Raw genomic sequence first — 24,700 nt, forward strand, 5'->3', positions numbered from 1 at the left:
ATGACTCACCGTAATATTGCCCCTAAGCCCCGCGCCGTCATCGGAACCCCCTGGTTCATCCGCAAGGTGATCTACGTGGTCACCGCGATTGTGGGCCTTGTCGCCGTCGCCCTGGGATTCGTGCAGCCGGGTCAGGTGGACCAGTGGCTCACCCAAGCAGGGTCCCTCGCCGCCGTGATTGGTGGCCTGATGGCCGCTATGAATACTGGCTGGGAGTCGGACGAGAAGCCCGTCGGTGTGCCCGTGCCAGCGCCTAAGCCCGCCCCGGCGGAGGTGTATGACGGATTTACGGCGTACCCGGACGAGGTGCATGATGCCCGCTAGCCCGACCTTGCGCGTGTGCGTGGGTCGGGTGATGCGGAGGCTGCCCCGCATTTTGGCGGTGGTGTGGGGCATATGGTGTGTCGCCACGGCTGTGGCGTATGTTCACCACGTCCCGCAGCAGCTTGAGGCTGTGGACAGTGCCGTGACGGCCCCGGTGTGGGCTGTGTGGGCGACCTCGGCCACCCTGCTTATCGTGGGGTCGCTGGCTCCCGGCGCGTCACCACCACAGGTACAAAACGTCTCGCGGTGGGCGCGGATTATCGGGATGGCTGTCGCGTGCGCCATGCTGATCCTGTGGTCCGCCGCTTTTTTCATCGACGAACCACGAGGATGGGTGTCCGCTAAAAATTACGCGCTATTGGCGGTGATGGCGATGGTGTCAAGCTGGATCATTGCCCGTGACAGCGCCAAGAGGCAGGAGGTGACCGCCACGTGAGCACTGAGGTCATCGTCGCCATTGTCTCAGGTGCGGGCGCGCTGATCGTGGCGCTGATCAGCTCACTAGGGCGACGTGACGAAACATCCGCCACCGCGTCCGCCTCATTAATCTCGGGCCAGTCTGACCGGATTGACAAGCTGGAAAACCGCCTCGACAGTGTGGAAGAAGACCTACGTGCCACACGGCAGGAGCTACAGGCTATCCAGTCCCACGCGGGCGACCTACGCGACGCACTACGTCGTGCTTTGGCGTGGATCGCGGAGGTGATGGAGCACCTAGCTAACCCGCAGATGATCGCTGCCCCGCCCGCGCCCGATATTGAGGCGTGGCAAGCACTTATTGACTCCCCACCAAAAGCCCGCAACCCGCCCAGCTAGACTAGGCGTAGCACAGCCCGTCCTCTACCACCGGTACGGCGGGCTTTTCTCATAGACCCCCACTCTGGAATACACACCAGGGTGGGGGTCTTTTTTCGTGCCTAAAACCGGTTTCCCGAACCTGGACCACGCCCGCGCCTGTACCTACTGATCCGAGCTTGAGCTGTCACTGGCTTCACTCCGGATGAGGTTGCGAGCGACCGGACAGACACCGTGGGGTCTTCTAGTATCCCTATCGCAACTTCTGCCCACTCTGCCACGCTCCCAGTCGCGTCTAGCTGTGCTTTCTCGCCGTCGGTGAGTGCCCGTCCGGACCGGCCACGTAAATACTGCTCACGGCTCTTTCTAGCTCCCGCGCTACGTCCTCGGCTTACCGGCACACTGGCCTGTGTCGCCCTGGCGGGGTCGCGGTGCTTTTCTAGGCCTGCTAGGTGTGTCTCGCGGTGGCGCTCCCATGAGTCCCGCATCCGTGACCGCACCGACTCAGCTATAAGCGGGCGTGATACTGGCAGGCCGTGTCTGGCGCGGTAGTCGGCCACCGTGTCCCCGTGTCCAGCGGCGATGTGCGTGGCGAGGTGCCGGTAGCGCTTCCCACAGGTGTGGCACAGTAGCCCGTCACCGGTCTCGTCGATGATGCCGTACTGGCCGTACCCGTCGCGCTCACCGACCTGCATTATTGTGCCTTGATCTGCTCAATGCGCTGACGGCTAAGGCCAGTGGTGCTGGCAACGTCTTTGATGCGGGCACCCGCGCCAAGTGCTTCCCGAATCGCGGTGTTGCGCTGCTGCTCCATTGATTCCAGCGCGTCCTGCGCTGCGCGGACAGCGGGCATAAGCTCCTCTAGTGCTGCGAGCTTGTCTTGTCCTAGGTCACCGGCGCGCTGCGCCTGGGCGACAGACTCAATCAGAAAATCCGCGTCATCATCGCTAATGTCATCGCGGTCGATGGTGCGTGACTCTAGCGCTTCAATCTGGGTGATGTAGGTCTCCAAGGCGGATTCTGCTGCGTGGTCGGTGATATTGCAACGTCCGGCGGTGCGGATAGCCAAGGTGGTGAGGTCAGTCATTTGTGGTGTCCTTTCTGTGGTGTGGGCTAGTAGGTGCCTTTAAGCGCGGAGATGTAGGTGGAAGCGTCCTTGCGGGTCATCTTGGCGATCTCCGCATACTCGGTAGGGGCCGGGGAAAACCAGGAGACATTCTGCCCGTCGGTCTGTGCGAGCAGCGACATGATGTAGTCCACCTGGCGCTCGGTGGCCAGCGGTTCGGTGGTGCCCGCCTTGAGCTGGCGGAGCTTCTGCTCTGCCCATGCGTCGAAAGAGCGCTGATCGGCGCGGTTCCAGGTGATAGCTTCCCAGCTTCCGTCTTTGTAGGTGTCGATGTCGATTTCGCGGCGGGCTGCTGAGATTTCGTCAAGGCTCATGCCTGCGTTGATTAGGGCGGTGACTTCTGCGGTGTGGTCGTATTGTGCCATTTTGGTGTTCCTTTCGGTGCTTTCCTTTGCTTACATCTTTATTGTATGCCACAGCACTAGCGTATGCAAGTTGCCTTGCGTGCAATGTGTGAGTGGGGGTGAAAAACGGGGGTGGCACATGCCGCTCCCCGTGACTACTTTGTGACTGCATTTTGACTACAAACGGCACCAAACGAGACCAAACGAGACCAAACCGTCACACCATGCAAAACCACAAAAACAGCAGGCCAACACGCAAAAACGCAGCACACAACGCGTGACGAAAAACCACACACAACTGGTTTACACCCAGTAGGTCGGCGGTTCGAGCCCGTCATGGCGCACCAGCTCACAGCCACTTTCCGCTCAATGGGGAGTGGCTTTCGGTTTTCCCGGGGCCTTGCCCGGGTGCCTCCCTATCTGCCCGTGGCCGGTGTGCTGTGTAAAAGGTTACATCGCGAAAAATCAGCCCAAGCAAAACACCTGGTAGCGGATTTCTGTCAGGGGATAGTTACTGATGCAATGTAAAATTTTACACAGCCCCTACACGGTGAGGCGCGTGTTCAGGGGTTAGAAGCCCTTGGGGCCCTTCTCCGCCCACGGGTTCTTGCGGGACTGGCCGTAGCGCGCCCGGGCAGGGGCAGAGGCAGGGGCAGCGCCCGGAGCGGGAGCAGCCTCATGTGGTTCCTCAGCGGGGGCAGTGGACTCCGCGGATGTACTGGTCAGAGCTTCCATCTCTCGCTGTTCGTCGCGGTAGCGGCGGCGTTCCCGGATCTCGGAGTAGAGGAAGTAGGCGAGGCCGGCGGGGGCCATGATGCCGAAGGCGATCCACTGCAGGCCGTAGGAGAGGTGGTTGCCGCGGTCGAGCATGGGCAGCGGGATGGGGTTGAGGACGCCGGGTTGGTCGGAAAGAAGCTGCGCGTAGGGGCTGACTAGTTCTTCGGAAGTGGCCTCGGCGACTTGGGGGGTGTGGATGGTTTGGACCATGGTGTAGCCCTGATCCTCAAGCGGGGTGCTCTCTGTGGCGGGGTCGGAGGTGCGCAGCATTGCCGAGAGGGTGGTGGTGCCGGTAGGTGCGGGGTCGAAAGCGGGGACGCGGGTGCCGCCCTCAGCTGCGGGGACCCAACCACGGTTGACCAGGATGGTTTCACCGGAGTCCAAAGTGAAGGGCACGAGCGACTGGAAGGCAGGGGTACCGTCCACCGGGCGCAGGCGCAGGAGGATTTCGCTGTCCGGGTTGTAGTGCCCGGTCATGGTCACGCGCGTCCATTCCTTCTCGGGGGTGTATCCCTCCGCCAGGATGGTGGTCACGTCGACGGGGTCTGCCTCGAACGCGGCTTCAATCCGCTGGTTGCGCTCTTTGATGTCGTGGTCTTTATTCAGCTGCCACGGGGACAACCAGGTGATGGCAAACCACGAGAATGCGATGGCCAAAATGGCGGCGATGACCCAGCCGGGGTTTACAAAAGACTTCCACAGGGGGCGAGAGGTCTGGCTGTTCGAGGCGGTCACGGCGCTTACTCTACCCGTTCGCGGACCCAGTCCAGAATGCCGTCGGCAGCCGCTTCGATCTGCTGGCGGGTGACGGTGAAGCCTTCGGGGCCGCCGTAGTAGGGGTCTTCTACACCAGCACCTGATGGGGCGTCGGGGTCGAAGGAACGCAGGAGACGGATCTTCTCTTCGGGCACGCCCCGGGCCACGAGTTCAGAGACATGGCGGGTGTCCAATGCCACGATCAGGTCAGCGTTCATCCGCGAGCCATCAAACTGTGCGGCGCGGTGGGTGGAACCGTCATAACCAGCAGCAGCAAGCTCGGCCAGGGCCCGGCTATCAGCGGGGTTGCCCACGTGCCAGCCGCCGATGCCGGAGGAGGTGAGGTGGACGTGAGGGTCCAGGGAGGCGTCGATAAGCTTTTGGCGAATGATGACTTCCGCCATGGGCGAGCGGCAAATATTGCCTGTGCACACGAAATCGATGTGGATCATGGGGCCTCCTTGCATGGAACGTGTCTGTGACACCCAGCATGACAGCGGGGCGGGGTGCGGGCAACGTGTCCCCTAGACTTGGGTGCATGACTGAGAGGACTGTCGGCGATATTGTTGCCGCATTGGAGCAGGCGTACCCGCCGAATCTCGCCGAATCGTGGGACGCAGTGGGGCTGATCTGCGGAGATCCTGCGGATAAGGTGTCCAAGGTGGCCTTCGCGCTTGATTGCACGCAGGCGGTTGCGGATCGCGCGGTGGAGTTGGGCGCGGACCTTTTGGTGGTGCATCATCCGCTGTTGCTGCGTGGGGTGACCTCGGTGGCGGCGAATACGCCGAAGGGCAAGGTCATTCACACGCTGGTGCGTGGCGGTTGCGCTCTGTTCGCGGCGCATACGAATGCGGATTCGGCGCGTCCCGGGGTTTCGGACAAGCTCGCTGAGCTGGTGGGTATCACGCCGGGCCGCCCGATCAAGGTTGTGGAGCCGAATTTGACGGATCTGTGGGGCGTGCACGTTCCCGCCGCGCATGCGCAGAGCTTGCTGGATGAGCTTTTTAGCGCCGGCGCTGGCACCATCGGCAACTACTCCCACTGCAGCTTCGCGTGGGAGGGGAGTGGCAGCTTCACTCCGGAAGACGGGGCAGATCCCACGGATGGTTCGGTGGGGGAACACTACTCGGCTGCGGAGACGCGCGTGCAGTTCGTGGCGCCGACGAAGCTGCGCGCGCGACTTGTCAGCGTGCTGCGTGAGGCGCACCCGTATGAGGAGCCGGCCTTTGACGTGGTTACGCTGGAATACACCGGGGACATCAACACGGCCACGGGATTGGGTCGCGTGGGTGAGCTGCCGGAGGCCATGACCTTGCGTGAGTTCACCCAGCAGGTAGCTAATGCCCTGCCGGTGACAGAGTGGGGTGTGCGTGCTGCGGGTGATCCGGAGCAGATGGTGAAGAAGGTCGCGGTGTCCTCCGGATCGGGGGACAGTTTCTTGGCGGATGTGGCTCGGCTTGGGGTGGACGTGTACGTCACGTCGGATCTGCGCCACCACCCGGTGGATGAGCACCTGCGTGCCGGTGGTCCCGCCGTCATTGATACGGCGCACTGGGCCAGTGAGTTCCCGTGGACCACGCAGGCCAGCGAGGTTGTGGCCGCGGCCTACCCGAATGTACAAACAGAGGTTATCTCCCTGCGCACGGATCCATGGACGATCTCAGCGCACGCTGATAAGCCTGCCAACAACGAGACAAATTAAGTAGGAGTTTGACCCCCATGCAGTTGGACATCGATAAGCAGCGCACCCTGCTCGCTCTCGCTGTGGCGGAGCGCAGTGCGGCGAACCCGGCCCCGTCGACTCCGGAGGAGCAGGAGCTGGCGGAGTTGTTGAAGAAGCGCCCGGGCCTGGTGAATGCGTCCGCGGCCGCGCAGCTTGCTGTGGATGATCTGGAGGCGGAGATCCTGCGCATCCAGGAGGATGAGCGCAAGCTGAAGAAGCGCGAGCTGGATGACAAGCGGCAGTTGATGGCGGAGACGGATCCAGAGCGTCGCAAGGATTTGGAGCATGACCGTTACGCGGCGAAGTCCCGCATCGCGGATCTGCTGTACGAACTCAAGGAGGCGCACGGCGAGGTCAAGGCCCTGCGCAATAACCGCGATGTGCACGGCGCGAAGCTGGATGAGCTGGACCGCAAGATTGAGGCCGCCCAGCGCGCAGTGGATGCGTTGCCGGAGAAGGAACCAGTGGATACGGATGAGCTCCGTGCGCAGCTGCCGGCATCCATTCTGGGCGTGTATGCCACGGTGGGTGCTGCGCATTTTAACGGCCGTACGTGTGGTTCCTGCTTCATTCAGCTGCCGCCAGCTGAGCGCAATGAGATCCTGGCTACCCCAGCTGACGAGCTTCCTACCTGCCCCAATTGCGGCACGTTGCTCGTGCGTGACAGCGAGTAACACATGAAAATTACGATCTATACCGACGGTGGTTCCCGCGGGAATCCGGGGGTCGCGGGTTCGGGCAGTGTGCTTTTCGACGCTACCGGGGCAACCCTCGCCGAAATCGCCTACGTCGTTGGCCAAGATGCTTCCAACAACGTGGCCGAGTACCACGGTCTGCTGCGCGGCCTTGAAGCAGCACGGGATTTCGGGGCGACGGAGGTGGAGGTCTTCATGGACTCCAAGCTCGTCGTGGAGCAGATGTCTGGCCGGTGGAAGATCAAACACCCCGACATGAAGAAGTTGGCGCTGGAAGCTCGTGACCTGGCGCAGGGTTTCCAGAGTGTGTCCTACAACTGGGTGCCGCGGGAGAAGAACAAGAAGGCCGATGAGCTGTCGAACGTGGCCATGGATGCCGCCGCGAAGGGAGCCAAGCCGGGCATCATCGATGCGGGCCCGACACCTGAGAAAAAGAGCCACGTCGTGGCCAGCCCCGCCCACTGGCATGGCACCGATGCACCGCGTACGCGCTTTGTGCTGCTGCGACATGGCCAGACAGAGCATTCCGCCGAGAAGCGCTACAGCGGTTCTTCCGACCCCCAGTTGACGGAGCTGGGCCGGAAGCAGGCGCGCCGGGCTGCGGAGGCTGTGGCCAAGCTAGGCCAGATCGACCGCATCATTGCATCACCGGCCAAGCGCACCCAGGAAACAGCGAGTGCGTGCGCGGAGGTACTCGGTGTTCCTGCCGAGGATATTGTCACCGTGGATGGTTTCCGGGAAGTGGACTTCGGTGATTTTGAGGGGCTCAGCCGCGACGAGGCGCAGGAGCAGTACCCGGACGAGTTCGCTGACTGGCAGGCGAGTACCACCCAAGCCCCGCCCAACGGTGAATCCATCAGCGCGTTGCACCGCCGCATCACCCGCGCTCGGCTGAAACTCCAAGAGGAGTACGAGGGCGAAACGGTGCTGGTGGTCACCCACATGAGCCCCATCAAATCCGTCATTCGGCAGGCGCTGGAATCCGGCCCGAACACGTTCCGCCACGTGTTCTTGGACCTCGCCTCCATTTCCATCATTGAGTTCTACGGGGAAATGGGCGTGGTGCGCTGCGTCAATGACGTCGCCCACTTCCGCTCATAGGCCTGCGCGGAGTACAGTTACTGCCTGCGAGTGAGTCGGCCGGGTGATCGCGGCGTCCCGTACCGCCACGCATGTGGGTAGGCGGGGGTCGAGGAAAGTCCGGACTCCACAGGGCACGGTGGTTGTTAACGGCAACCCGGGGCAACCCGCGGGAAAGTGCAACAGAGAGTAGACCGCCCGGGCAACCGGGTAAGGGTGAAAGGGTGCGGTAAGAGCGCACCGGCGGCGGTGGTGACACAGCCGGCCAGGTAAACCCCACCGGGAGCAAGGCAAGAGCCGCTGTCTTTTGGGCAGCGGTTGTCGGATGTTAAGGCGGCCCGCTAAGTCCGAAGGTAGCTGCTTGAGGCGCCCAGCAATGGTCGCCCTAGATGGATGATCACCACCTCCACGTGGTTCACGTGGAGGGACAGAATCCGGCTCATAGGCCGACTCACTCGCCCAGTTTCTGCCAAAATGGGCGGCTATGAAACTTTACGCAGCACCGCTTGATTTCCGTCCGATCGCCCACGAGTTCAAGGTGCCCACGGATTTCACGCCCGAATTGCACGAGGCAGCTGCGCAAGCCACGGACAGGTATGCAGATGTGCGTATCGACGCCCGCTGGATCCCCCTCGTCACCATCGACCCCGTCGGCTCCAAAGACCTTGACCAGGCGGTGGCCATTGAGCGCCGGGGTGAGGGCTTCCGCGTGTACTACGCCATTGCGGACGTAGCCGCGTTCATTGAACCAGGTGGTGTTTTGGACCGGGAGTCGCTCGTGCGTGGCCAGACCATCTACCTGCCGGATGAGCCGGCGCGGCTGCATCCGGAGGAGTTGAGTGAGGGGTCGGCGTCGCTTCTGGCGGACGTCGATAGGCCAGCTGTGCTGTGGACTTTCGACCTGGACTCGGCGGGCGAGATCGAAACCGTGGACCTGACCCGCGCGATGGTGCATTCGGTGGCGCGGCTGGATTATGACGGGGTACAGGCGGACCTGGATGCAGGTCAGCTGCATCCCTCGATCGAGTTGTTGCCGGAGGTAGGGGAGTTGCGGGCGGCGTCCTCGTTACGCAGAAAAGCAATCAATCTGCGCCTGCCGTCCGTGCGTGTGCGAGAAGGCGATGGGGATGAATATCAGCTCATCATCGAGCCGCGCCACAAGGTGATGGACTATAACTCGGAGATCTCCCTGCTCACTGGCATGGCGGCAGGGCAGATGATGCAGTCGGCAGGGACCGGCTTTCTACGCACATTGCGGCCTGCCGAGCCGAGCGCTGAACAGTTATTCCGCGCGGAAGCATGGGCATTGGGCTACGCGCTCGCGCATGACACGGACATTGGATCGTTCTTGCATACCGTCGATGCAGACACCCCACGTGGCATGGCCATCATGCGTGAAGCGCAGAAGCTTCTGCGCGGTGCGGGCTACGTTGACGTAGCGGAGAAGGAGCCAGAGATTCACGCTGGTATTGGTGGCTACTACTCGCACGTGACCGCGCCGTTGCGTCGCCTGGTGGACCGCTATGCCACGGAAGTGTGCCTGGCGTTGAGCGCCGGAACCGAGGTGCCGCAATGGGTGAGCGAGGATGCGCCGACGGTACTGAAAACCATGATGCGCACGAACCAGCTGGCTAATACCGTGGATCGAGCCTGCCTTAACCTCACGGAGGCCACCGTGCTTCAACCATGGGTCGGACACAACTTCCAGGCTGTGATCATGCAGACGAACGAAGAGGCAGGCACAGCCCGCGTATTCATCCTGGACCCGCCGGTGCTCGCCGAATGTGCCGGCCAACCGGAAGAGGCGACGGAGACAATGCTCTCCTTGGTTCACGCAAACCCGCAGGAACGCGACGTGCTATTCGCCTGGCCGGCGGACTAACTCTCCACCTGTGCTGGCGTGCCCTGGGTGACCTCCATGACGGCGAGGCCATCAGCAGCAAGATCTGCCATCATGTTGTCCGCGTTCTTGGCCGGAATATAAGCGATCACTGCCTGGGACATTCCGGCCGCTGCCGGGCGAGCCGCACGCGCCCCACGGAGGGTGAGCAGCTCCACCAGCTGCCCTGGTACGGGCAGCTCAGGAGTCTGCGCCGGTGTGTTGATGATGGTGAAGAATTCATCCCCGTGCATCGAGCGCAACGCCTTTGCAGCGAGAGTGGCCTGGTTCGTTTCCGTCTCACTGAACACCACCCATGCGCGGGAAGTGTCCAGTGTGGGGGCGGAATCAGCCCCGTGTACCTGGCGGCGGGCATCCACCCACTCCACCACGCGTTCTGCTGCTTCCGGCAACTGGCGCAGGGAGCTGACACCAAAGTTGGCGCAGGCGTCATCGATGAACTTCCGGCCCTTGATTACTGCATCAGTCTTATCGACACAGACCTCACCAAAGCTCGCTGCCACCGCGAAGACACGCACGCCCTCCCGCGCCGGGTGTGGTGCTTGGGTCAACGAACCATCCGCATAATCGACGACGGAGACCGTCTCCCCAGCCCCACGCAAAGCTGTCGAGTGACGGGCACGCAACACCGGAACGTCAGAGAACGTTTTCGCTGACTGTGATGCAATTTCGGCGAGGCGGGTGCGTAGGGGCGCGGTATCAATATCCCCATCATCAGCCAGCAGAGCCAAGCACAATGCGGCGTCAGCTGCGTGCAGAGCACCCAAGCCGGAACCCAATGGGATGTCGGAGACAACCGTGATGTCCAAACCCGCGGTATCGCGGGAGAGCATCTGCCGCCCAATCAAGGTGTGCACCAGACCACCCAAACGAACAGCCAAGCCACGTGGCGGCTCCTCCTGCGTTGTGGGTGCTTCCTCAGCGGAAAAAGAAGTAAAACCAGAGTCACTCAACTGCGCCAGTTGCGCGCCATCAACCTGGTCAGCGATCTCCTGGCCCGCGAAATCCGCATGTACCGCGATGATGTTGTCCGTCCGAGGGCTCACCGCAACAGCAGCCCGCACACCCGCCAGACCCACAACGGTGACCCCGCCGAAGTGATCTGCGTTTTCCCCAATCACCACGAACGTGCCCGGCGCACTCGCCACATGGCGTGGGGTAAGCCCTGTCACGCTGTGGTGCAGTTGCTCCACGCGGGTGGCGGCGGGGGTCTGCGGTGCGGTCCACACGGACATGGATGACGTCCTTCTGCTCGGCGTACAAATTACAGCCACAACAGTACCAACGCTCCATGTAGCCTTTGAGGTGTAGTACGTGGGGCACGCCCCCGTGACAAGAAAGGAGCCAACAATGGCAGACGAGAAATTCTATTTCGACCCCACAACCCACGAAGTCACCCAGGGCAAAGAGACCTCCTGGGATAACCGCATGGGCCCCTACGACACCCGCGAAGAAGCCGAACGCGCTCTGGAAAAAGTAGCCGAGCGCAACAAGCAGGCCGAAGCCCAAGACGAAGCAGACGACGACTGGGGTCAGCCTGCCTCGTGGGAAAAGTAACCAGTTACTTTTCCCACGAGGCAGAAGGACAAGGGGATTAATCGTCCTTCGGGCCAAGTTTCTTGAAGGCCTTCTGCACCTTGGCTAGGGCCTTCGGGTACTTCTTCAGCGCCTTGTCACCGCGCTCAACCTCGTGCTGGTAGAGCATGCCGTAGGTGAACGTGTCCTCACCATGACGGCGTGCACGGGCAGTGAACTTCTCCAGCCGCTGCCGGGTAGCCACCGAATCCTGATACTCACCGAGGACATCCTGGGCCTTGGCGCAGGCCTTGACGAGTTTCTTCGTGTTCAACTCAGAGGCTTCCGCCGCGACAGCGCAGTACCGCAGCTTCTTCACTGCCTTGCGTACATCATGGAGGGACTCCGCGCGGTCCTGCCAGGTAGGAGCTTCCTCGGCAGGCTGCTCGACCTGTTCCAGACGAGTGATCACGCGTGAGTAGGCGGTAGAGAGGTGCTGGAAAAGGATGTCCGCAGGTGCCACTGAGGGGCTCTCAGTGCCTTCTGTGTTTTCAGCATCATCAGCAATGCCCGGGACGAGTGGTGGGGTGGCAACGAGGGCATCCAAGTCGTCGAGAAGCTGCAGATAGCGCGACGAATTGAGAGCTTTCACAATGCGTTTGTGGGCGCGCTCATACTTGCGACGCATGGTGTCGCGGATGCGTGTGACAGCGACGTCCTCAAGCAGGCCGGACGCATCAGCGTCGAGCTGCTCAATCAGGCGTTCCTCGATGACCTCCGCATCGCGGGCGCTACCCAACAGGTCAGCGAGCAGTTTCAGTTCGGCTTCAAGGGGACGGACCTGTTCGGCGTCGAGAATGCCTTCGAAGGTGACCAAGAGACTGCGCAACTCGCGAGTGGCCACGCGCATTTGGTGGACAGAATCCGGCTCATCAGCACGAACCTTCGGGTCCGTGTCCACCAACTTGTTGCGCTGCGTGCGCAGGGCATCCACGACAACGCGGACAGGGGAATCTGGAGCGAACTGCTCAAGAGCAGAAGAATCCAGGTGAGGCGGAAGGGGTGCATCGTTGACGGAATCGCCCAGGGCGGTGGAGAGCTTAGACGGGGACTCAGAAACGCGTGCACCTTGGCTCAACAGCAAGGATGTCGCCTCGTGGAGAACGGCTGCGCCATCCAGCCTTTCGTTGACGGCGGGACTTAATTCCACTTCCCACTCACGCCAAGACGTCTCTTGGCCGCCGGGTAGAAGGGACTGTGCAGTGACTCGGTCATCACAAAATTCGGCGATGACCTGCCCGTCGGCGCCTAGAAGCAAGGTCTCCGTACGAGTGTTGTCCACACGCGCGATCGGGGCGAGAGCCTCATCCCGCACGATCGCGCGTACCGCGCTCAGCAGCTCTTGTGGCGGGGTAGTGGCATCACCTAGTGGTGCGTGAAGCTCCGTACGGCCAATATCCCCGGGCAGCTTGATGTGCCAGCCGTCATCATTGCCACCAGTTCGGCGGCGCAGCGTGATCTTCGCGCGAGTCAGGCGTAGATCCGCAGTGTCGTAGTAGATCGCCGACAGATCCTGCTCAACCGGCTCGCCCAAAGACTCAACCGCAGTCAGCTGCGTGAGATCGGGCACGGAAGCGGTGTCATCGACGGCAAACTTGGACTCAACCTCAAGGAAGGTTTCGGAGCTCATGGGAATGTGCATCCTTTATACGCTGGCGGTGAATAGGGGACACGATCTCGCCGGGCACCGCGGAACCTCACGATGCGGGGCTCACCACACAGTTTACTCCGCGCACAGGGCTGGGCTAGGCGTACTCAAAAGCACCCGTGTGGCACCCCCAGGTGTGCTTCGTGGGTGCGGTGTTGATGAGTCGGTTTGACTATCGCGCCACGCAACGCTCGGCGACCTGCGGTTTTGTCCCGTGCGATTCGGAATAGTCAAACCAACTCTTTTTGGGCAGGGGGCGTGTGTCCGCCTCTGGCACGACGCTGTCGCGGCATTAGGCACAGAAGGCGGCGTTCACCCCACAGGACACATCAGAGGGGCTGCAGCGGTGAACATGCACACTTCTGACCAAGCTGGAACTACATTGGAAAGGCATGAACAGCCAACAAGAAAACGTCCTGCGCGAGGTTGAGGAGCGGGACATTCGTTTCATCCGTCTGTGGTTTACCGATTTGTTTGGGTCGTTGAAGACGGTGATGATGTCGCCGGCCGAATTGGAAACGGCGTTTGATGAAGGTGTTGGCTTTGATGGCTCGTCCATTGAGGGGTTTTCCCGGGTTTCCGAGTCGGATACGCTGCTGCTGCCGGACCCTTCGACGTTCCAGCCGTTGCCGTTTGATGCGGAGGATGGGCTGCAGACGGCGCGGATGTTCTGCGATATTTCCATGCCGGATGGCAAGCCGTTGTATGCGGATCCGCGTCAGGTGTTGCGCCGTCAACTCAACAAGGCAGCAGAAGCCGGTTTTGAGTGCGTGGCCAGCCCGGAGATTGAGTTTTTTGCGCTGACGGGTGGGGAGGATCCCCGGCCGGTGGATGATGGCGGTTATTTTGATCAGGCGAAGCAGAATGCGGCGCCGAGGTTCCGCAGACAAGCAATTTCAGCGCTTGAGTACATGGGCATTGCTACAGAGTTCTCCCACCATGAGGGCTCGCCGGGGCAGCAGGAGATTGATCTGCGGCACACGGATGCGCTGACGATGGCGGATAACATCATTGCGTTCCGTTATGTGGTGAAGACGGTGGCGGAGGCGAACGGTATTCTTGCCACCTTCATGCCTAAGCCTTTCCGTGAGCACAATGGTTCGGCGATGCACACGCACTTCTCTCTCTTCGAGGGTGAGGAGAATGCGTTCCATGATCCGGATGATGAATATTCGCTGTCCACGACGGCGCGCCAGTTCATCGCGGGTGTGATCGCGCATGCGAATGAGATCTCCGCGGTGACTAATCAGTGGGTGAACTCGTACAAGCGCCTCCAGTTCGGGTCGGAGGCGCCGACCGCAGCAACGTGGGGCGTGTCCAACCGTTCCGCGATGGTGCGGGTGCCCACGTATCGCCTGCACAAGAGTGCTTCTCGACGCATTGAGGTCCGCACCATCGACTCCGCCGCGAACCCGTACCTGGCTTTCGCTGCGATCTTTGCGGCCGGACTGGACGGCATTGAGAAGGGCCTTGAACTGGGTGAGCCCGCGGTGGATGACGTGTTCGCGCTCACCCGACGGGAGCGGCGTGCGATGGGCTATAAGGATTTGCCGGGCTCCCTCGATGAGGCTCTGCGCGCATTGGAAAAGTCCGAGTTCATGGCGGAGGTACTGGGCGAGCAGGTCTTTGAATTCTTCCTGCGTTCCAAGTGGGATGAGTGGCATGCCTACGAGGATCAGATCACTCCGTGGGAACTGGCTAACAACCTCAACCTCTAAGACAGGATGAATATGGCGCGCACGAAGTCTCCTTCACCAGCTCAATTGGCCTTGACCGGAAAAACCGCAGCAGAGGATTTGGAGCGGCTGGGCTGGAGTGACAATGACGTGCTGTACACCCTCGGCGGATCCGGCAACCCGGATATCACGCTGAACACGGCTTTTCGCCTGGCGGAGGCGTTGGACGACAAGTACGAGGAGCTGCGCCAAGCGCTTATCAGTGATGAGGTGCTGCGCGTCCGCCTCTTTGCCTTGTTGGGCGGGTCGACGGCCTTGGGGGACCACCTGGTGGCGCACCCGGAGGAATGGAAGCTGCTGGCGGAGCCGCTGCCGACCAGGGGTGAGATCTTCCAGATCATGTTGGGCGCGGTTGATGCACAGCCGGAACCGGGGGATCCCACTGCCAACGCAGATTTGGACCAGCCCGGCACCTACCGCGCAGCCATCACGGGCACAGACGCAAAGAAGATTCTGAAGAGCACGTATCGCACGCTGGTCATGCGTGTAGCAGCGGCGGATCTCGCTGGAACGTACTCCGCCTTCAAAGGCTACGGCGCCGACCAGCCGGTCTTAAGCTACAGCGAGGTCACGGAACTGCTCACCACCATTGCGGATGCGGCGCTGACCGCAGCGCTGGCTGTGGCGGTGCGTTCGGTGTGCGGGGATGACCCGATGAATGGGAAGCTGGCCGTCATCGCGATGGGTAAGTGCGGTGCGCGGGAGCTGAACTACATCTCCGATGTGGATGTCATTTTCGTTGCGGAGCCGGCGGATGCGCAGGCGACGAAGGTGGCTAGCGAGTTTACGTCGATAGGCACTGCTGCCTTCTTTGACGTGGACCCGAACCTGCGGCCGGAAGGCAAGTCTGGCGCGCTGGTGCGCACGCTGGAATCCCATGAGACTTATTACAAGCGCTGGGCGGAAACGTGGGAGTTCCAGGCGCTGCTGAAAGCCCGCCCGATGACGGGTGACATGGAGTTGGGGCAGGCCTACCGGGAAAAACTGAAGCCGATGGTGTGGGAGTCCTCCCAGCGAGACTCCTTCGTGGAGGACGTGCAGGCGATGCGTCGCCGTGTGCTGTCGAATGTGCCGGAAGATATGCGTTCGCGTGAGCTCAAGCTCGGTCAGGGTGGCCTGCGCGATGTGGAATTCGCCGTGCAGCTTTTGCAGCTGGTGCATGGGCGTATCGACGCTGCCTTGCGCACTAAAAACACCATCGAATCCATCCAGGCTCTCTCGGATGGAGGCTACATTGGCCGTGAAGATGCCGTGCACCTCATCGAGGCGTATGAGTTTTTGCGGCTGCTGGAACACCGCCTTCAGCTGCACCGCTTCCGCCGCACGCACACGCTGCCGGAAGACGATGATGCACCAAGCCGCCGTTGGTTGGCACTGACCTCTGGTTTTATCTCCTCACCGACCCTGTCCGCGGTGGATGAGATGGATGCGCGGCTGAAAGCTGAGCGCAAGAAGATTTCGGACCTGCACTCGCGGTTGTTCTACCGCCCGCTGTTGAATTCGATTGCGGGGATGAGTGTGGGGGAGGCGTCGCTAAGCAAAGATGCGGCGATTGAACAGCTCAAGGCGCTGGGGTACACGCACCCCACGCGTGCCTACCAGCACCTGTCCGCGCTGGTGAAGGGTACTTCGCGCAAGGCGAAGCTGCAGGCGATTCTGCTGCCCACACTGCTGGTGTGGCTAGGGGAGACCGCGGACCCGGATGCCGGTTTGCTCAACTACCGCAAGCTGTCTGATGCCGCGCAGGATCGCTCGTGGTTCTTGCGCATGCTTCGGGACGAAGGAGTGGTCGGCGAACGCCTCATGCACATCCTGGGCACATCCCCCTATGCGGCGAACCTGATCATTTCCGCGCCCGATGTAGTCAAGCAGCTCGGTGATGGTGCAACACAGCCGAAGCTGCTCGATCCGGAGCCGGACCGGGTGTACAAGGCATTGATCGCGGCAGCGAAACGTCATGCCGACCCGGATAAGGCAGTCAGCGTTGCGCGCTCCCTGCGTCGCGCGGAGCTTGCCCGCATTGCTTCCGCGGACCTGCTGGGCATGATGGATGTGCGCGAGGTGTGCGACCAGCTGTCCTGGGTGTGGAACGCCGTGCTCGAGGCAGGCCTGCGAGCAGAAGTTCATGCGGACCTGCTGGAACGCGGGGTGGAAGAACCTTTGGCCCGCATCGCTGTCATCGGTATGGGGCGCCTCGGTGGTGCGGAGCTGGGCTATGGCTCAGACGCAGATGTGATGATCGTGGCTGAGCCCAGCGAGGGCGTGGATGAAGTGGAAGCGCTGGCCTGGGCTGCCAAGATCATTGATCAATTGCGGAAGCGCCTATCCAAGCCGTCCGGTGATCCGCCACTGGAGGTTGATCTGGGGCTGCGGCCGGAAGGTCGTTCTGGTGCGGTGGTGCGCACGATTGCGTCCTACAAGCGCTACTACCAAGAGTGGGGTGAGGTGTGGGAGCGCCAAGCGCTGCTGCGCGCCACCTACATCGCTGGTGACACGCAGGTGGGGGAGGAATTCCTGCACAGCATCGACCCATTCCGTTACCCCGATGGGGGTGCGAGTGAATCGGATATTCGTGAGATTCGCCGTATGAAGGCTCGCGTGGACAATGAGCGCCTGCCACGCAATGCGGACCGTGCAACCCACACGAAGTTGGGGCGTGGCGCGCTGACAGATATTGAGTGGACGGTGCAGCTGCTCACCATGATGCACGCCCACACCTACCCGCAGCTCCACAACACTTCGACGCTGGAGGTACTGGACTTCCTCGTCACGGATGCCGCTGCTGACATCATTGCCCCCGCACAGGCCTGCACGCTGACGGACGCCTGGTTGCTGGCCACAGCAGCACGCAACGCATTGGTCTTGGTCACCGGCAAGCGCATCGATCAGTTGCCTGGCCCGGGTGCTCAACTCAACCAGGTAGCCGGTGCAGCCGGATATGACCCACATGATGCGCAAGCGTTCCTCGACCACTATCTGAAGGTGACCCGCCGGGCTCACCGCATCGTGGAAGAAGTGTTCTGGGGTGAAGAGCCGTCTTTTGAGTACGACTAACTTCGGCTGAGATTGGCGAGCTCCGGGGACGGTGTGCCCAAAGGTGTGATCCAGGCACGCTAGACTCCTAGGGGTGGATTACATCTCAACGCGTGATACGACGAAGACCCCGCAGAAGTTCACCGACATTCTGCTGTCCGGACTAGCCCCCGACGGCGGACTGTATGTGCCGGTTGCGTACCCGCGCATTACAGAGGAGAAACTGGCCGAGTGGCGCGAAGTCCTCGCCGACGGCGGCTACCCGGCCCTGGCCGCTGAGGTAGTCAAGCTCTTTGTTAGCGATATCCCGCCGGCGAAGGTTGAGGAGCTCACCGCCGCTGCTTACCGCACCCCGGTGTTTAGCACCGAAGAGATCGTCCCCGTCACCGCGCTCGAAGACGGCATCTACCTTGCGCACCTGTCCGAAGGCCCCACGGCTGCGTTCAAGGACATGGCCATGCAGTTGCTCGGCGAGCTCTTCGAGTTTGAGCTGGCGCGCCGGGAGGAAACCCTCAACATTTTGGGTGCTACCTCCGGCGATACTGGCTCGTCTGCGGAGTACGCTATGCGTGGCCGCGACAACATCAACGTGTTCATGCTCACCCCAGCTGGCCGCATGACCCCGTTCCAGCAGGCTCAAATGTTTGGCCTGGATGAGCCGAACATCTTCAACATCGCGCTCGATGGCGTTTTCGACGACTGCCAGGACGTAGTCAAGGAAGTCAACGCCGATGCGGCCTTCAAGTCCAAGCACCACATCGGTGCCGTGAACTCCATCAACTGGGCACGTTTGTTGGCGCAGACGATTTACTACATTTCCTCCTACATCAAGCTCACATCGCCGCCAGCTCCGGGGCAGGAGCCGCAGCAGGTGTCCTTCTGCGTGCCCACCGGCAACTTCGGCGACATTTGCGCTGGCCATATTGCGAAGCAGATGGGTCTGCCCATTGACAAGCTCATCGTGGCCACGAATGAGAATGACGTGCTCCATGAGTTCTTCAGCTCCGGGCAGTACCGTCCGCGTTCCTCCGCGGAAACACATGCAACGTCCTCGCCGTCGATGGATATTTCCCGCGCATCCAACTTTGAGCGCTTCATCTTTGATGTGCTGGACCGCGACGCAGCAAAGACCAAGGATCTCTTCGGTATGCAGGTCAAGGCCGGAGGCTTTGAGCTTAACGACGACGTGATGGCTGAGATTCGCAACACGTACGGCTTCCTATCCGGCCGTTCCACGCACGCCGATCGCATTGCGACGATCCGTGAGACCCACACCAACCAGTCCACCCTCATCGACCCGCACACCGCTGACGGTGTCTTCGTTGCCCGTGGCCTCAAGGATCAGGTGGACACCCCGATCGTGGTTTTGGAGACTGCGCTGCCGGTGAAGTTCTCCGAAACGATCGTCGAAGCAACTGGCCAGGAGCCGGACGTGCCGGAGCGTTTCGCTGGCATCATGGATGCGGACCGCCACGTGGTAGATATGCCCAATGACGCTGAAGCTGTCAAGGAGTACATTGCCAGCATCGACGGCAACGGTGGTACGGGTAACTAAGGAGCGACCATGGCACAGGAACAATTTGCTGGCCCCGAGCACTACGTAGAGTTCGACCCAGAGAAATTCATCCGCGACCTGAAGATCCAGAACGATCTGAAGGACGAGGATGAAGCAACCACGGATTCTTCTGAGTCCTAAGATCCTCCTTCATGCACTCACAGTTCCCGCCCGAGCAGTACCCGCTGCCCGATGATGAGTATCAACCCAGAAGGGGAGATGGTTCCACATTCTGGGCGGCCATGGTGGTCATTGTCAGCTTTGTTGTGGCTGCAGTGGTCTACCTGGGTGTGACCACATCGCAGTATCCGACGCTGACGGTGGAAGAGCGCCAAGAGCGCGAAGGAGTACAAACGCCGGGGGCACCCCCAGCTGATCCAGCTGGGGGAACAGTGATTCAGGTGCCTACCTTCGCACTGTGGGCGCCAGGCACCAAGATCCAGTCCACGGACCACTACCCACAAGCCGGGGAATCATTCACTGCGCAGTCGTGCACCGTCGCATTCAGCTTCAGTTCTGCGGACGGCCGGAATTTTGCTGTGACCGCGGGACACTGTGGCCGTGAAGGAGATCTGGTGTGGCCCACCACCGCCGAGACAGCAGCTGATTACGCAGTCGAGGCCGGCCGTTTTATTTATTCGGGTCTGTACAGCGAAGGCAATGATGGTGTTGACGTAGGCATCATTGAGATCACGGATCCCAACCGCTACATGGATCTGGTGGGCGCCCCGATCCCCACTGCCATCTATGGCGGTGCACTGTCGCGTGAGGATCCCATTTGTAAAACCGGTGGAACCACGGGATATACCTGCGGTGTGTTTGAAGATAGTGGCCGCGTGCAGCTCATCCGCACCGAAGCAGAAGGGGAGCGCGAAACCTACGGGGATATTGGTCACCTGTGTGCCTCACCCGGTGATTCGGGTGGTCCCGTGTTCCATGAGATCAATGGCCGCGCCACCATCATCGGTGTCGTCTCCGGCACTGAAGCGGAGCGAGCTGAAGAATCATGCGAGCTGCCTGATTCCCACATGAGGCTCATGTCTTATGCCAACTATGAGCAGGTTATGGCTGTGATCAATCGCGTTGTCCCCGATGCCCAATTCGAGGAACAAACCTGGTAACTACATCGCTGCCCTCGTGACGACGTAGACTCGGCCCCATGCCTATCCCAGAGTTCATCGTGGAAACCCGGAAGAAAATTGGAACGGATCTGATGTGGATCCCGGCTGTATCCGCCATTGTGCTGCGAGACTCAACCGATGACTCCCCGTGGGCTGTGCCCGAGGTGCTCCTTGTCCAACGCGCGGATAACGGTGCGTGGACCCCCGTCACAGGTATCTGCGATCCGGGGGAGGAGCCCCACGATGCTGCTGTGCGTGAGGTGCGCGAGGAAACCGGCTTGGACGTTACACCGGCTGCTTTGCTGGGCGCGGGCGCAATTGGGCCGATCGTTCACGCGAACGGTGACAATGCTTCCTACATGTCCGTGGCCATCCGCTTGGAGGCCACCGACCCGTCCGCGGTGCCTTTCGTGGCTGATGATGAATCGAGTGACGTTGGCTGGTTCTCCATCGCCCACATGCCGGTGACTGACCCGAAGTGGCGTCTTGTCATCGCTGATGCGATTGCACAACGTAAACACCCTGCTAATTTCACGCCGCGCATGGGGTTTGCCAAGCGCTCATGACCGTCCGCTTCGGCATCGACGTCAGCGAGCACCAAGACGGCATCAGCCTTGTGCGCGCCGCCGCTGAGGGCATCGAGTTCGCTATCGTGCGCACAACGGATGGCACCTATCGTGACCGCACGTATCGTTCGCATATCGACGACGCCTTGGCCGCCCCCATCTCCACCGAGGCTTACCACTATCTGCGCAATCCGAGTGAGGGCACATCCATCGCCGAGCAAGTCGCGGCAGCCGTGGATGTGATGGGTGGCGCGGGCAGCCCATGGGCGCGCGCAATCTGGTTGGACTGTGAAACACCAGCGGGTTTAAACCTTGATCACATCCGTGAAGCACGCGATCGTTTTCACGCAGCCGGTATTGACGTGGCGGGCGTGTACACCTATCCCCGGTACTGGCGGTGGCGGATGTTTGGCGCGGACACCCGCGAATTTGGTGCCTTGTGGGTGGCCAGTTACGGCCACAACAAAGCAGGGACCCCCGCGGATATTTTTCCGGGGCTGGAGGAGTGGCCTGTAGACGTCGGCAAGCAAAAACCCGCCATGTGGCAGTTTGGTTCACAAGCCACGGTGGCGGGTTACGCGGTGGATATTAACGCTCGGTTGATCTAACGCCCACTAGTACGCGTTCGGCCATCCCGGCTGCTGCGGTTGAACTGGCTGAGGCATGAAAGCATTCTGCGGCTTCTTGTTTGCAATCAGCACGTAAATGCTGAATCCCACAGCAACCAAGCAGAGGACGGTCCAGAGCCAGAAACCAGCGCTGAAGGAGATCGTCGCCATATCGGCGACCACAGGGTCAGCAACGGCAGAGAACCGGGATGCCGCCCCAAGAAGGAGCGCAAGGAACTGGACTGCGCCAGCAACAAGACCAAAAACAGCAGCGATCTTGACCTTGTTCAGAACGCCCATCACCACAGCGCCAACCAACAATGCGAGCACGCTCAACGTGATGAGCATGAAAACGATCTTCATAGTCTCGTAGTCACTACCAAGCTCAGAAGTGATTTCCTCATCGAAGGCCTCCGCGAACGAACCAACGCCATCGCCCTGCATGTTGAGTGTGCCCCACCAGTTGAACGTAGTCGTCACTGAGCCAAAACTGTCGAAGATATCGGAATCCTCACCGAGGAATTCATCAAGGAAAGGTACTTCTGCAGTCATGGCCTGAGCAAAACTTGAACCCGTGATCTTCACAGCGACGTAGGGCAGGAAGCTACTGATCAACGTCAGAATGAACAGTCCCACGTACACCCACGTCGGCCATGCCGGAAGCGCAAACTGCTTCTGCTGTGGCTGTCCCATCGGCGGATAGTACTGCTGTTGATACTGTTGTTGGGGTGGCTGCTGTTGATACTGCTGCTGGTGCGGTGGAACCGGAGCGCCCCAGTTATGTGCAGACGGTTGGGGTGCACCGTAATTCGGTTCAGGGGAGTTCGGGTACGTCATAATCGCCTTTCGCTGTGTATTCTCGCGGGGTGTAAAGCTCGGGAATACCGTAGCACCGGAAGGCTTGGAATATGCGCGGAGGGCAGAGGTGAAACCGCCCGAAGCGGGGTGCCTCTTACGTCGACAGGTCGACGTCGTCCCAATCCGCGTGCGGGTGGAACAGCCACGCTAGTGCGCGGTGCCATTCCAGAAGCGTGCTGGCGGTTGGCTCGTCGATAGTTGCTGGGCGCTCGGGATTCAGCTGCTCGTCGACGGCGATCCAGCGCATCGAATGGACGAATTCGTACGTGTCGCACAACTCCGGCAAGCCGATGAGCGCCGTTGCCTGCTCGTGAATGGCGGTCTCGCCGGTGTCCGCGACCCACGGGGCCAGCGAACTCGTATCACCTCGGACTTCCCCTTCAGGAAGTTCCACGATGCCCAGAGCGTGCGCGAGCATCTGTGCTGCTATGACTTGCCATGACAGCTGAGCTGCCAAGTAGCGTGCTTCATCGCCAGCGGGGGAGGCGGTGTGCGGTGTCACACCGGAGTCGAGGAGCTCGATGAAGCGGTGTTCTGTCGGCGTCAGTGTTTCAAATGCGCCGGGCAGCACTCCACGAACCGCCTCCAGTGGTGGCTCCGAGCCGCTGGAGAAAAACCCGGCTACCTCGGAGACGGCAATCAGGGAGATGAATCGCTGCGCAACCTCCCGGGGATCAGGCACTACGGCTTCATATTCGCTGCGCACCGGCGGGTAGTGCGCGGGCAGCGATACCCCAGTGTCCTGCGTGATTGTCGCGCGCACTCGCGACGCCCGCTCCCGTGCTGCCGGGTGGTATGGGACGGTGCCACCAGCGATGATGTCCTCGCCCTGCCCGTTGACCACGGTGCCGTCGGGAAGCAGGAACACCGAGTTGGTCTGCTCAGCCCACTCCTCGAGGCCACGCAGGTCTTCGCGCTCAAAGACGTACTGCCGTTGTGTTTCCCCGATATGACGGATCAGCCCGAACATGCTCGGGGTCATCTCCTGTCCACCACGGTCCCATACGTACCCCGTGAAGCCGTCAACGTGCCCAGCCAGTTCCGGATCGTCCACACCACGCTGGTGGGAGTAGTCCCCCGGGACCTCATCACGAACGGTTGAATATGCGTTGATGTACATGCTCGGTGATTTTAAGTGAGGTGAAGCAATCCTGCTTTCCTTCGCGGACGAGTTGACGTAACCCCGAAGCGGGATGCCTAATGGTCAAATGGCATCAACGTCCCAACACTCCAACCCGAAAGGTCCCGGCGCGGCAGCGTTGCTGTCGGCCCCGTTGCTGTTCCTCGCCGTTATTGCGGTGGCGATCAACCTGCGCGCGGGTATTTCATCGGTGGGGCCAGTGCTGGAGGAAACCCTCGCCGCCTTCGGGGCAGGGGCGTCCCAGGCCGGACTGATCACGGCGATGCCAGGGTTCCTGTTCGCATTGATGGGCCTGGGTGCCGTACCCGTGGCTATGCGCTTGGGGCTGACGCGGACTATCGCGCTGGGCACCGTACTCACATTCGTCGGGTTGGCGGTGCGCCCTTGGGTGGGAGCAATGGCGGTGTTCATCGCGCTCACCGGCTTCGTCGTCGCTGGTATCGCGGTAGCTAACGTGCTGCTCCCAGCGTGGATCAAGCAGCATGGTGGGCGACACATGGTGGCATTGATGACGGCCTATGGTGCCCTGCTTGGCTTGTCCGGAGCCGTTGGCCCGTTGAGCGCGTTGGTGTTCACCGGCGACGGTGCCTGGCAGTGGGCGTTGGCCGTGTGGGCTGTTCCGGCGGTGGTGCAGGTTGTGGTGTGGCTGGTGGTCGTCGGCAAGCTTGGCAACGATGCTCCACGCAGCGATGCAGCTACCGCCGACGATGACGCGACCCTCAACGTGCCCATGTGGCGCTCGCCGACGGCGCTGTTCCTGTTGGTCTTCTTCGGCTTGCAGTCGATGAACGCGTACGTGCAAATGGGCTGGCTGCCACAGATCTACCGCGACAGTGGCTTATCCGCGACAACCGGCACGATCGCGCTGGCTTTGGTCGGTGGCCTCAACGTGATCGGCGGGCTGGTGATGCCCATGCTCATCGCACGCGCCCGTACACTCACCCCGTTCGTGATCATCTTCGCCACGGCCACCGCAGCCGGATACTTGGGGCTGTTATTGAGCAGCGATAAGCTCCCTCTTGTGTGGGCTTTCCTGTTGGGTATCGGCGGGTTCTGTTTCCCCACGGCCATCGCCCTGATCCCGGCGCGCAGCCGGTCACACGTGGTCACGGCGAAACTGTCCGGCTTCGTGCAGCCGTACGGGTACCTCCTGGCGGGTACGGGCCCAGTCGTGGTCGGAGCAGCCTACGGCGCGACGGGGCAGTGGCGGGAGATCCTCATCGCGCTCGTTGCCAGCGCCGTGCTCATGGGCGCGATCGGGGTACGTGCGGCCGCGCCGGTGAGCATCGATGATGAGCTGGCTGCTGCTAGGTGAGGGGGTGTTTGTGGAACCGCGTGG

Annotated in this window: 25 protein-coding genes and 1 other RNA gene; 17 read left to right on the forward strand and 9 right to left on the reverse strand. The window is 61.3% G+C overall.

From position 1 onward, the window contains the following. From QP968_RS00795 to QP968_RS00805, 3 genes are read left to right on the forward strand one after another with little or no spacing between them, the layout of a single operon-like run. Positions 1–324 carry a hypothetical protein gene (locus QP968_RS00795; RefSeq protein ID WP_284854437.1) on the forward strand — a complete coding sequence of 108 codons (324 nt, stop codon included), beginning with the start codon at positions 1–3 and terminating at the stop codon, positions 322–324. A 31-nt stretch (positions 325–355) separates the two neighbouring features. Further along, positions 356–760, forward strand: a complete 405-nt coding sequence (locus QP968_RS00800; RefSeq protein WP_284854438.1) for a hypothetical protein — start codon at positions 356–358, stop codon at positions 758–760. Beyond that, entirely contained in the window at positions 757–1,140 is a 384-nt protein-coding gene (locus tag QP968_RS00805; RefSeq protein ID WP_284854439.1) for a hypothetical protein, read from the forward strand. The genes QP968_RS00800 and QP968_RS00805 overlap by 4 nt, the downstream gene beginning before the upstream one ends. A 101-nt stretch (positions 1,141–1,241) precedes the next feature. Here the strand turns inward: QP968_RS00805 and QP968_RS11275 are convergent, their stop codons facing one another. The 5 genes from QP968_RS11275 to QP968_RS00825 form a co-directional block, all read right to left on the reverse strand. Continuing rightward, positions 1,242–1,814, reverse strand: a complete 573-nt coding sequence (locus QP968_RS11275) for a MucR family transcriptional regulator (RefSeq protein ID WP_350309326.1) — start codon at positions 1,812–1,814, stop codon at positions 1,242–1,244. Further along, positions 1,814–2,206 (reverse strand): hypothetical protein, encoded by a 393-nt coding sequence (locus QP968_RS00810; protein ID WP_284854440.1) that lies wholly within the window; start codon positions 2,204–2,206, stop codon positions 1,814–1,816. The genes QP968_RS11275 and QP968_RS00810 overlap by 1 nt, the downstream gene beginning before the upstream one ends. A gap of 26 nt (positions 2,207–2,232) precedes the next feature. Beyond that, positions 2,233–2,610 carry a hypothetical protein gene (locus QP968_RS00815; protein ID WP_284854441.1) on the reverse strand — a complete coding sequence of 126 codons (378 nt, stop codon included), beginning with the start codon at positions 2,608–2,610 and terminating at the stop codon, positions 2,233–2,235. A 549-nt stretch (positions 2,611–3,159) separates the two neighbouring features. Beyond that, positions 3,160–4,101: an SURF1 family cytochrome oxidase biogenesis protein gene (locus tag QP968_RS00820; protein ID WP_284854442.1), complete on the reverse strand. Its 942-nt coding sequence runs from the start codon at positions 4,099–4,101 to the stop codon at positions 3,160–3,162. 5 nt (positions 4,102–4,106) lie between these two features. Continuing rightward, positions 4,107–4,574, reverse strand: coding sequence for a low molecular weight protein-tyrosine-phosphatase (locus tag QP968_RS00825; protein ID WP_284854443.1), 468 nt, complete (start codon positions 4,572–4,574; stop codon positions 4,107–4,109). An 86-nt stretch (positions 4,575–4,660) separates the two neighbouring features. Between QP968_RS00825 and QP968_RS00830 the strand changes: the two genes are divergently transcribed. The 5 genes from QP968_RS00830 to QP968_RS00850 all read left to right on the forward strand — a co-directional run bounded on the left by QP968_RS00830 (position 4,661) and on the right by QP968_RS00850 (position 9,502). Next, entirely contained in the window at positions 4,661–5,824 is a 1,164-nt protein-coding gene (locus QP968_RS00830; protein ID WP_284854444.1) for a Nif3-like dinuclear metal center hexameric protein, read from the forward strand. Between the two features lie 17 nt (positions 5,825–5,841). Continuing rightward, entirely contained in the window at positions 5,842–6,519 is a 678-nt protein-coding gene (locus QP968_RS00835) for a zinc ribbon domain-containing protein (RefSeq protein ID WP_284854445.1), read from the forward strand. A gap of 3 nt (positions 6,520–6,522) precedes the next feature. Further along, positions 6,523–7,641, forward strand: coding sequence for a bifunctional RNase H/acid phosphatase (locus tag QP968_RS00840; RefSeq protein ID WP_284854446.1), 1,119 nt, complete (start codon positions 6,523–6,525; stop codon positions 7,639–7,641). Between the two features lie 31 nt (positions 7,642–7,672). Further along, an RNA gene (rnpB, locus tag QP968_RS00845) (RNase P RNA component class A) lies at positions 7,673–8,078 on the forward strand. Positions 8,079–8,104: 26 nt separating this feature from the next. Continuing rightward, a complete protein-coding gene (locus QP968_RS00850) occupies positions 8,105–9,502 on the forward strand; it encodes an RNB domain-containing ribonuclease (RefSeq protein WP_284854447.1) in 1,398 nt (465 codons plus the stop codon). On the opposite strand, the gene QP968_RS00855 is transcribed toward QP968_RS00850, so the two are convergent. Next, a complete protein-coding gene (locus QP968_RS00855; RefSeq protein WP_284854448.1) occupies positions 9,499–10,755 on the reverse strand; it encodes a galactokinase in 1,257 nt (418 codons plus the stop codon). The two genes, QP968_RS00850 and QP968_RS00855, sit on opposite strands and share 4 nt — an antisense overlap. A 115-nt stretch (positions 10,756–10,870) precedes the next feature. Here QP968_RS00855 and QP968_RS00860 point away from each other — a divergent pair, with 115 nt between their 5' ends. Next, positions 10,871–11,077 (forward strand): SPOR domain-containing protein, encoded by a 207-nt coding sequence (locus QP968_RS00860; protein ID WP_284854449.1) that lies wholly within the window; start codon positions 10,871–10,873, stop codon positions 11,075–11,077. Between the two features lie 37 nt (positions 11,078–11,114). Here the strand turns inward: QP968_RS00860 and QP968_RS00865 are convergent, their stop codons facing one another. Continuing rightward, entirely contained in the window at positions 11,115–12,725 is a 1,611-nt protein-coding gene (locus tag QP968_RS00865; protein ID WP_284854450.1) for a CYTH and CHAD domain-containing protein, read from the reverse strand. Between the two features lie 410 nt (positions 12,726–13,135). Here QP968_RS00865 and QP968_RS00870 point away from each other — a divergent pair, with 410 nt between their 5' ends. The 7 genes from QP968_RS00870 (at position 13,136) to QP968_RS00900 (ending at position 21,362) form a co-directional block, all read left to right on the forward strand. Further along, a complete protein-coding gene (locus tag QP968_RS00870; protein WP_284854451.1) occupies positions 13,136–14,461 on the forward strand; it encodes a glutamine synthetase family protein in 1,326 nt (441 codons plus the stop codon). 12 nt (positions 14,462–14,473) lie between these two features. Further along, positions 14,474–17,533: a bifunctional [glutamine synthetase] adenylyltransferase/[glutamine synthetase]-adenylyl-L-tyrosine phosphorylase gene (locus tag QP968_RS00875; protein WP_284854452.1), complete on the forward strand. Its 3,060-nt coding sequence runs from the start codon at positions 14,474–14,476 to the stop codon at positions 17,531–17,533. 73 nt (positions 17,534–17,606) lie between these two features. Further along, positions 17,607–19,067 carry a threonine synthase gene (thrC, locus tag QP968_RS00880; RefSeq protein ID WP_284854453.1) on the forward strand — a complete coding sequence of 487 codons (1,461 nt, stop codon included), beginning with the start codon at positions 17,607–17,609 and terminating at the stop codon, positions 19,065–19,067. A gap of 9 nt (positions 19,068–19,076) precedes the next feature. Further along, a complete protein-coding gene (locus QP968_RS00885; RefSeq protein WP_269544977.1) occupies positions 19,077–19,208 on the forward strand; it encodes a hypothetical protein in 132 nt (43 codons plus the stop codon). 11 nt (positions 19,209–19,219) lie between these two features. Beyond that, positions 19,220–20,188 (forward strand): trypsin-like serine protease, encoded by a 969-nt coding sequence (locus QP968_RS00890; protein WP_284854454.1) that lies wholly within the window; start codon positions 19,220–19,222, stop codon positions 20,186–20,188. A gap of 38 nt (positions 20,189–20,226) precedes the next feature. Beyond that, positions 20,227–20,754 carry an NUDIX hydrolase gene (locus QP968_RS00895; protein ID WP_284854455.1) on the forward strand — a complete coding sequence of 176 codons (528 nt, stop codon included), beginning with the start codon at positions 20,227–20,229 and terminating at the stop codon, positions 20,752–20,754. Next, a complete protein-coding gene (locus QP968_RS00900; RefSeq protein ID WP_284854456.1) occupies positions 20,751–21,362 on the forward strand; it encodes a GH25 family lysozyme in 612 nt (203 codons plus the stop codon). The genes QP968_RS00895 and QP968_RS00900 overlap by 4 nt, the downstream gene beginning before the upstream one ends. A 6-nt stretch (positions 21,363–21,368) precedes the next feature. On the opposite strand, the gene QP968_RS00905 is transcribed toward QP968_RS00900, so the two are convergent. Both QP968_RS00905 and QP968_RS00910 read right to left on the reverse strand, forming a co-directional pair. Further along, a complete protein-coding gene (locus QP968_RS00905) occupies positions 21,369–22,199 on the reverse strand; it encodes a hypothetical protein (RefSeq protein WP_284854457.1) in 831 nt (276 codons plus the stop codon). Positions 22,200–22,314: 115 nt separating this feature from the next. Next, positions 22,315–23,340, reverse strand: a complete 1,026-nt coding sequence (locus tag QP968_RS00910; RefSeq protein ID WP_284854458.1) for a DUF4272 domain-containing protein — start codon at positions 23,338–23,340, stop codon at positions 22,315–22,317. A gap of 88 nt (positions 23,341–23,428) precedes the next feature. On the opposite strand from QP968_RS00910, the gene QP968_RS00915 reads away from it, so the two are divergent. Then, the gene (locus tag QP968_RS00915) at positions 23,429–24,676 is read left to right on the forward strand and encodes an MFS transporter (protein ID WP_284854460.1); all 1,248 of its coding nucleotides are present in this window, start codon (positions 23,429–23,431) and stop codon (positions 24,674–24,676) included. Positions 24,677–24,700 lie beyond the last annotated feature (24 nt).

The organism is Corynebacterium sp. MSK041 (assembly GCF_030232265.1).
In the GTDB taxonomy this organism is placed as follows: Bacteria; Actinomycetota; Actinomycetes; order Mycobacteriales; family Mycobacteriaceae; genus Corynebacterium.

Bases quoted from the DNA above. Each gene is read 5' to 3' on its own strand.
- QP968_RS00830 (WP_284854444.1), top strand. From the start codon at position 4,661: ATGACTGAGAGGACTGTCGGCGATATTGTTGCCGCATTGGAGCAGGCG.
- QP968_RS00795 (WP_284854437.1), top strand. From the start codon at position 1: ATGACTCACCGTAATATTGCCCCTAAGCCCCGCGCCGTCATCGGAACC.
- QP968_RS00895 (WP_284854455.1), top strand. From the start codon at position 20,227: ATGCCTATCCCAGAGTTCATCGTGGAAACCCGGAAGAAAATTGGAACG.
- QP968_RS00865 (WP_284854450.1), bottom strand. From the start codon at position 12,725: ATGAGCTCCGAAACCTTCCTTGAGGTTGAGTCCAAGTTTGCCGTCGAT.
- QP968_RS11275 (WP_350309326.1), bottom strand. From the start codon at position 1,814: ATGCAGGTCGGTGAGCGCGACGGGTACGGCCAGTACGGCATCATCGAC.
- QP968_RS00810 (WP_284854440.1), bottom strand. From the start codon at position 2,206: ATGACTGACCTCACCACCTTGGCTATCCGCACCGCCGGACGTTGCAAT.
- QP968_RS00870 (WP_284854451.1), top strand. From the start codon at position 13,136: ATGAACAGCCAACAAGAAAACGTCCTGCGCGAGGTTGAGGAGCGGGAC.
- QP968_RS00815 (WP_284854441.1), bottom strand. From the start codon at position 2,610: ATGGCACAATACGACCACACCGCAGAAGTCACCGCCCTAATCAACGCA.
- QP968_RS00855 (WP_284854448.1), bottom strand. From the start codon at position 10,755: ATGTCCGTGTGGACCGCACCGCAGACCCCCGCCGCCACCCGCGTGGAG.
- QP968_RS00900 (WP_284854456.1), top strand. From the start codon at position 20,751: ATGACCGTCCGCTTCGGCATCGACGTCAGCGAGCACCAAGACGGCATC.
- QP968_RS00915 (WP_284854460.1), top strand. From the start codon at position 23,429: ATGGCATCAACGTCCCAACACTCCAACCCGAAAGGTCCCGGCGCGGCA.
- QP968_RS00835 (WP_284854445.1), top strand. From the start codon at position 5,842: ATGCAGTTGGACATCGATAAGCAGCGCACCCTGCTCGCTCTCGCTGTG.
- QP968_RS00875 (WP_284854452.1), top strand. From the start codon at position 14,474: ATGGCGCGCACGAAGTCTCCTTCACCAGCTCAATTGGCCTTGACCGGA.
- QP968_RS00850 (WP_284854447.1), top strand. From the start codon at position 8,105: ATGAAACTTTACGCAGCACCGCTTGATTTCCGTCCGATCGCCCACGAG.
- QP968_RS00840 (WP_284854446.1), top strand. From the start codon at position 6,523: ATGAAAATTACGATCTATACCGACGGTGGTTCCCGCGGGAATCCGGGG.
- QP968_RS00800 (WP_284854438.1), top strand. From the start codon at position 356: ATGCGGAGGCTGCCCCGCATTTTGGCGGTGGTGTGGGGCATATGGTGT.
- QP968_RS00885 (WP_269544977.1), top strand. From the start codon at position 19,077: ATGGCACAGGAACAATTTGCTGGCCCCGAGCACTACGTAGAGTTCGAC.
- QP968_RS00890 (WP_284854454.1), top strand. From the start codon at position 19,220: ATGCACTCACAGTTCCCGCCCGAGCAGTACCCGCTGCCCGATGATGAG.
- QP968_RS00860 (WP_284854449.1), top strand. From the start codon at position 10,871: ATGGCAGACGAGAAATTCTATTTCGACCCCACAACCCACGAAGTCACC.
- QP968_RS00825 (WP_284854443.1), bottom strand. From the start codon at position 4,574: ATGATCCACATCGATTTCGTGTGCACAGGCAATATTTGCCGCTCGCCC.
- QP968_RS00905 (WP_284854457.1), bottom strand. From the start codon at position 22,199: ATGACGTACCCGAACTCCCCTGAACCGAATTACGGTGCACCCCAACCG.
- QP968_RS00910 (WP_284854458.1), bottom strand. From the start codon at position 23,340: ATGTACATCAACGCATATTCAACCGTTCGTGATGAGGTCCCGGGGGAC.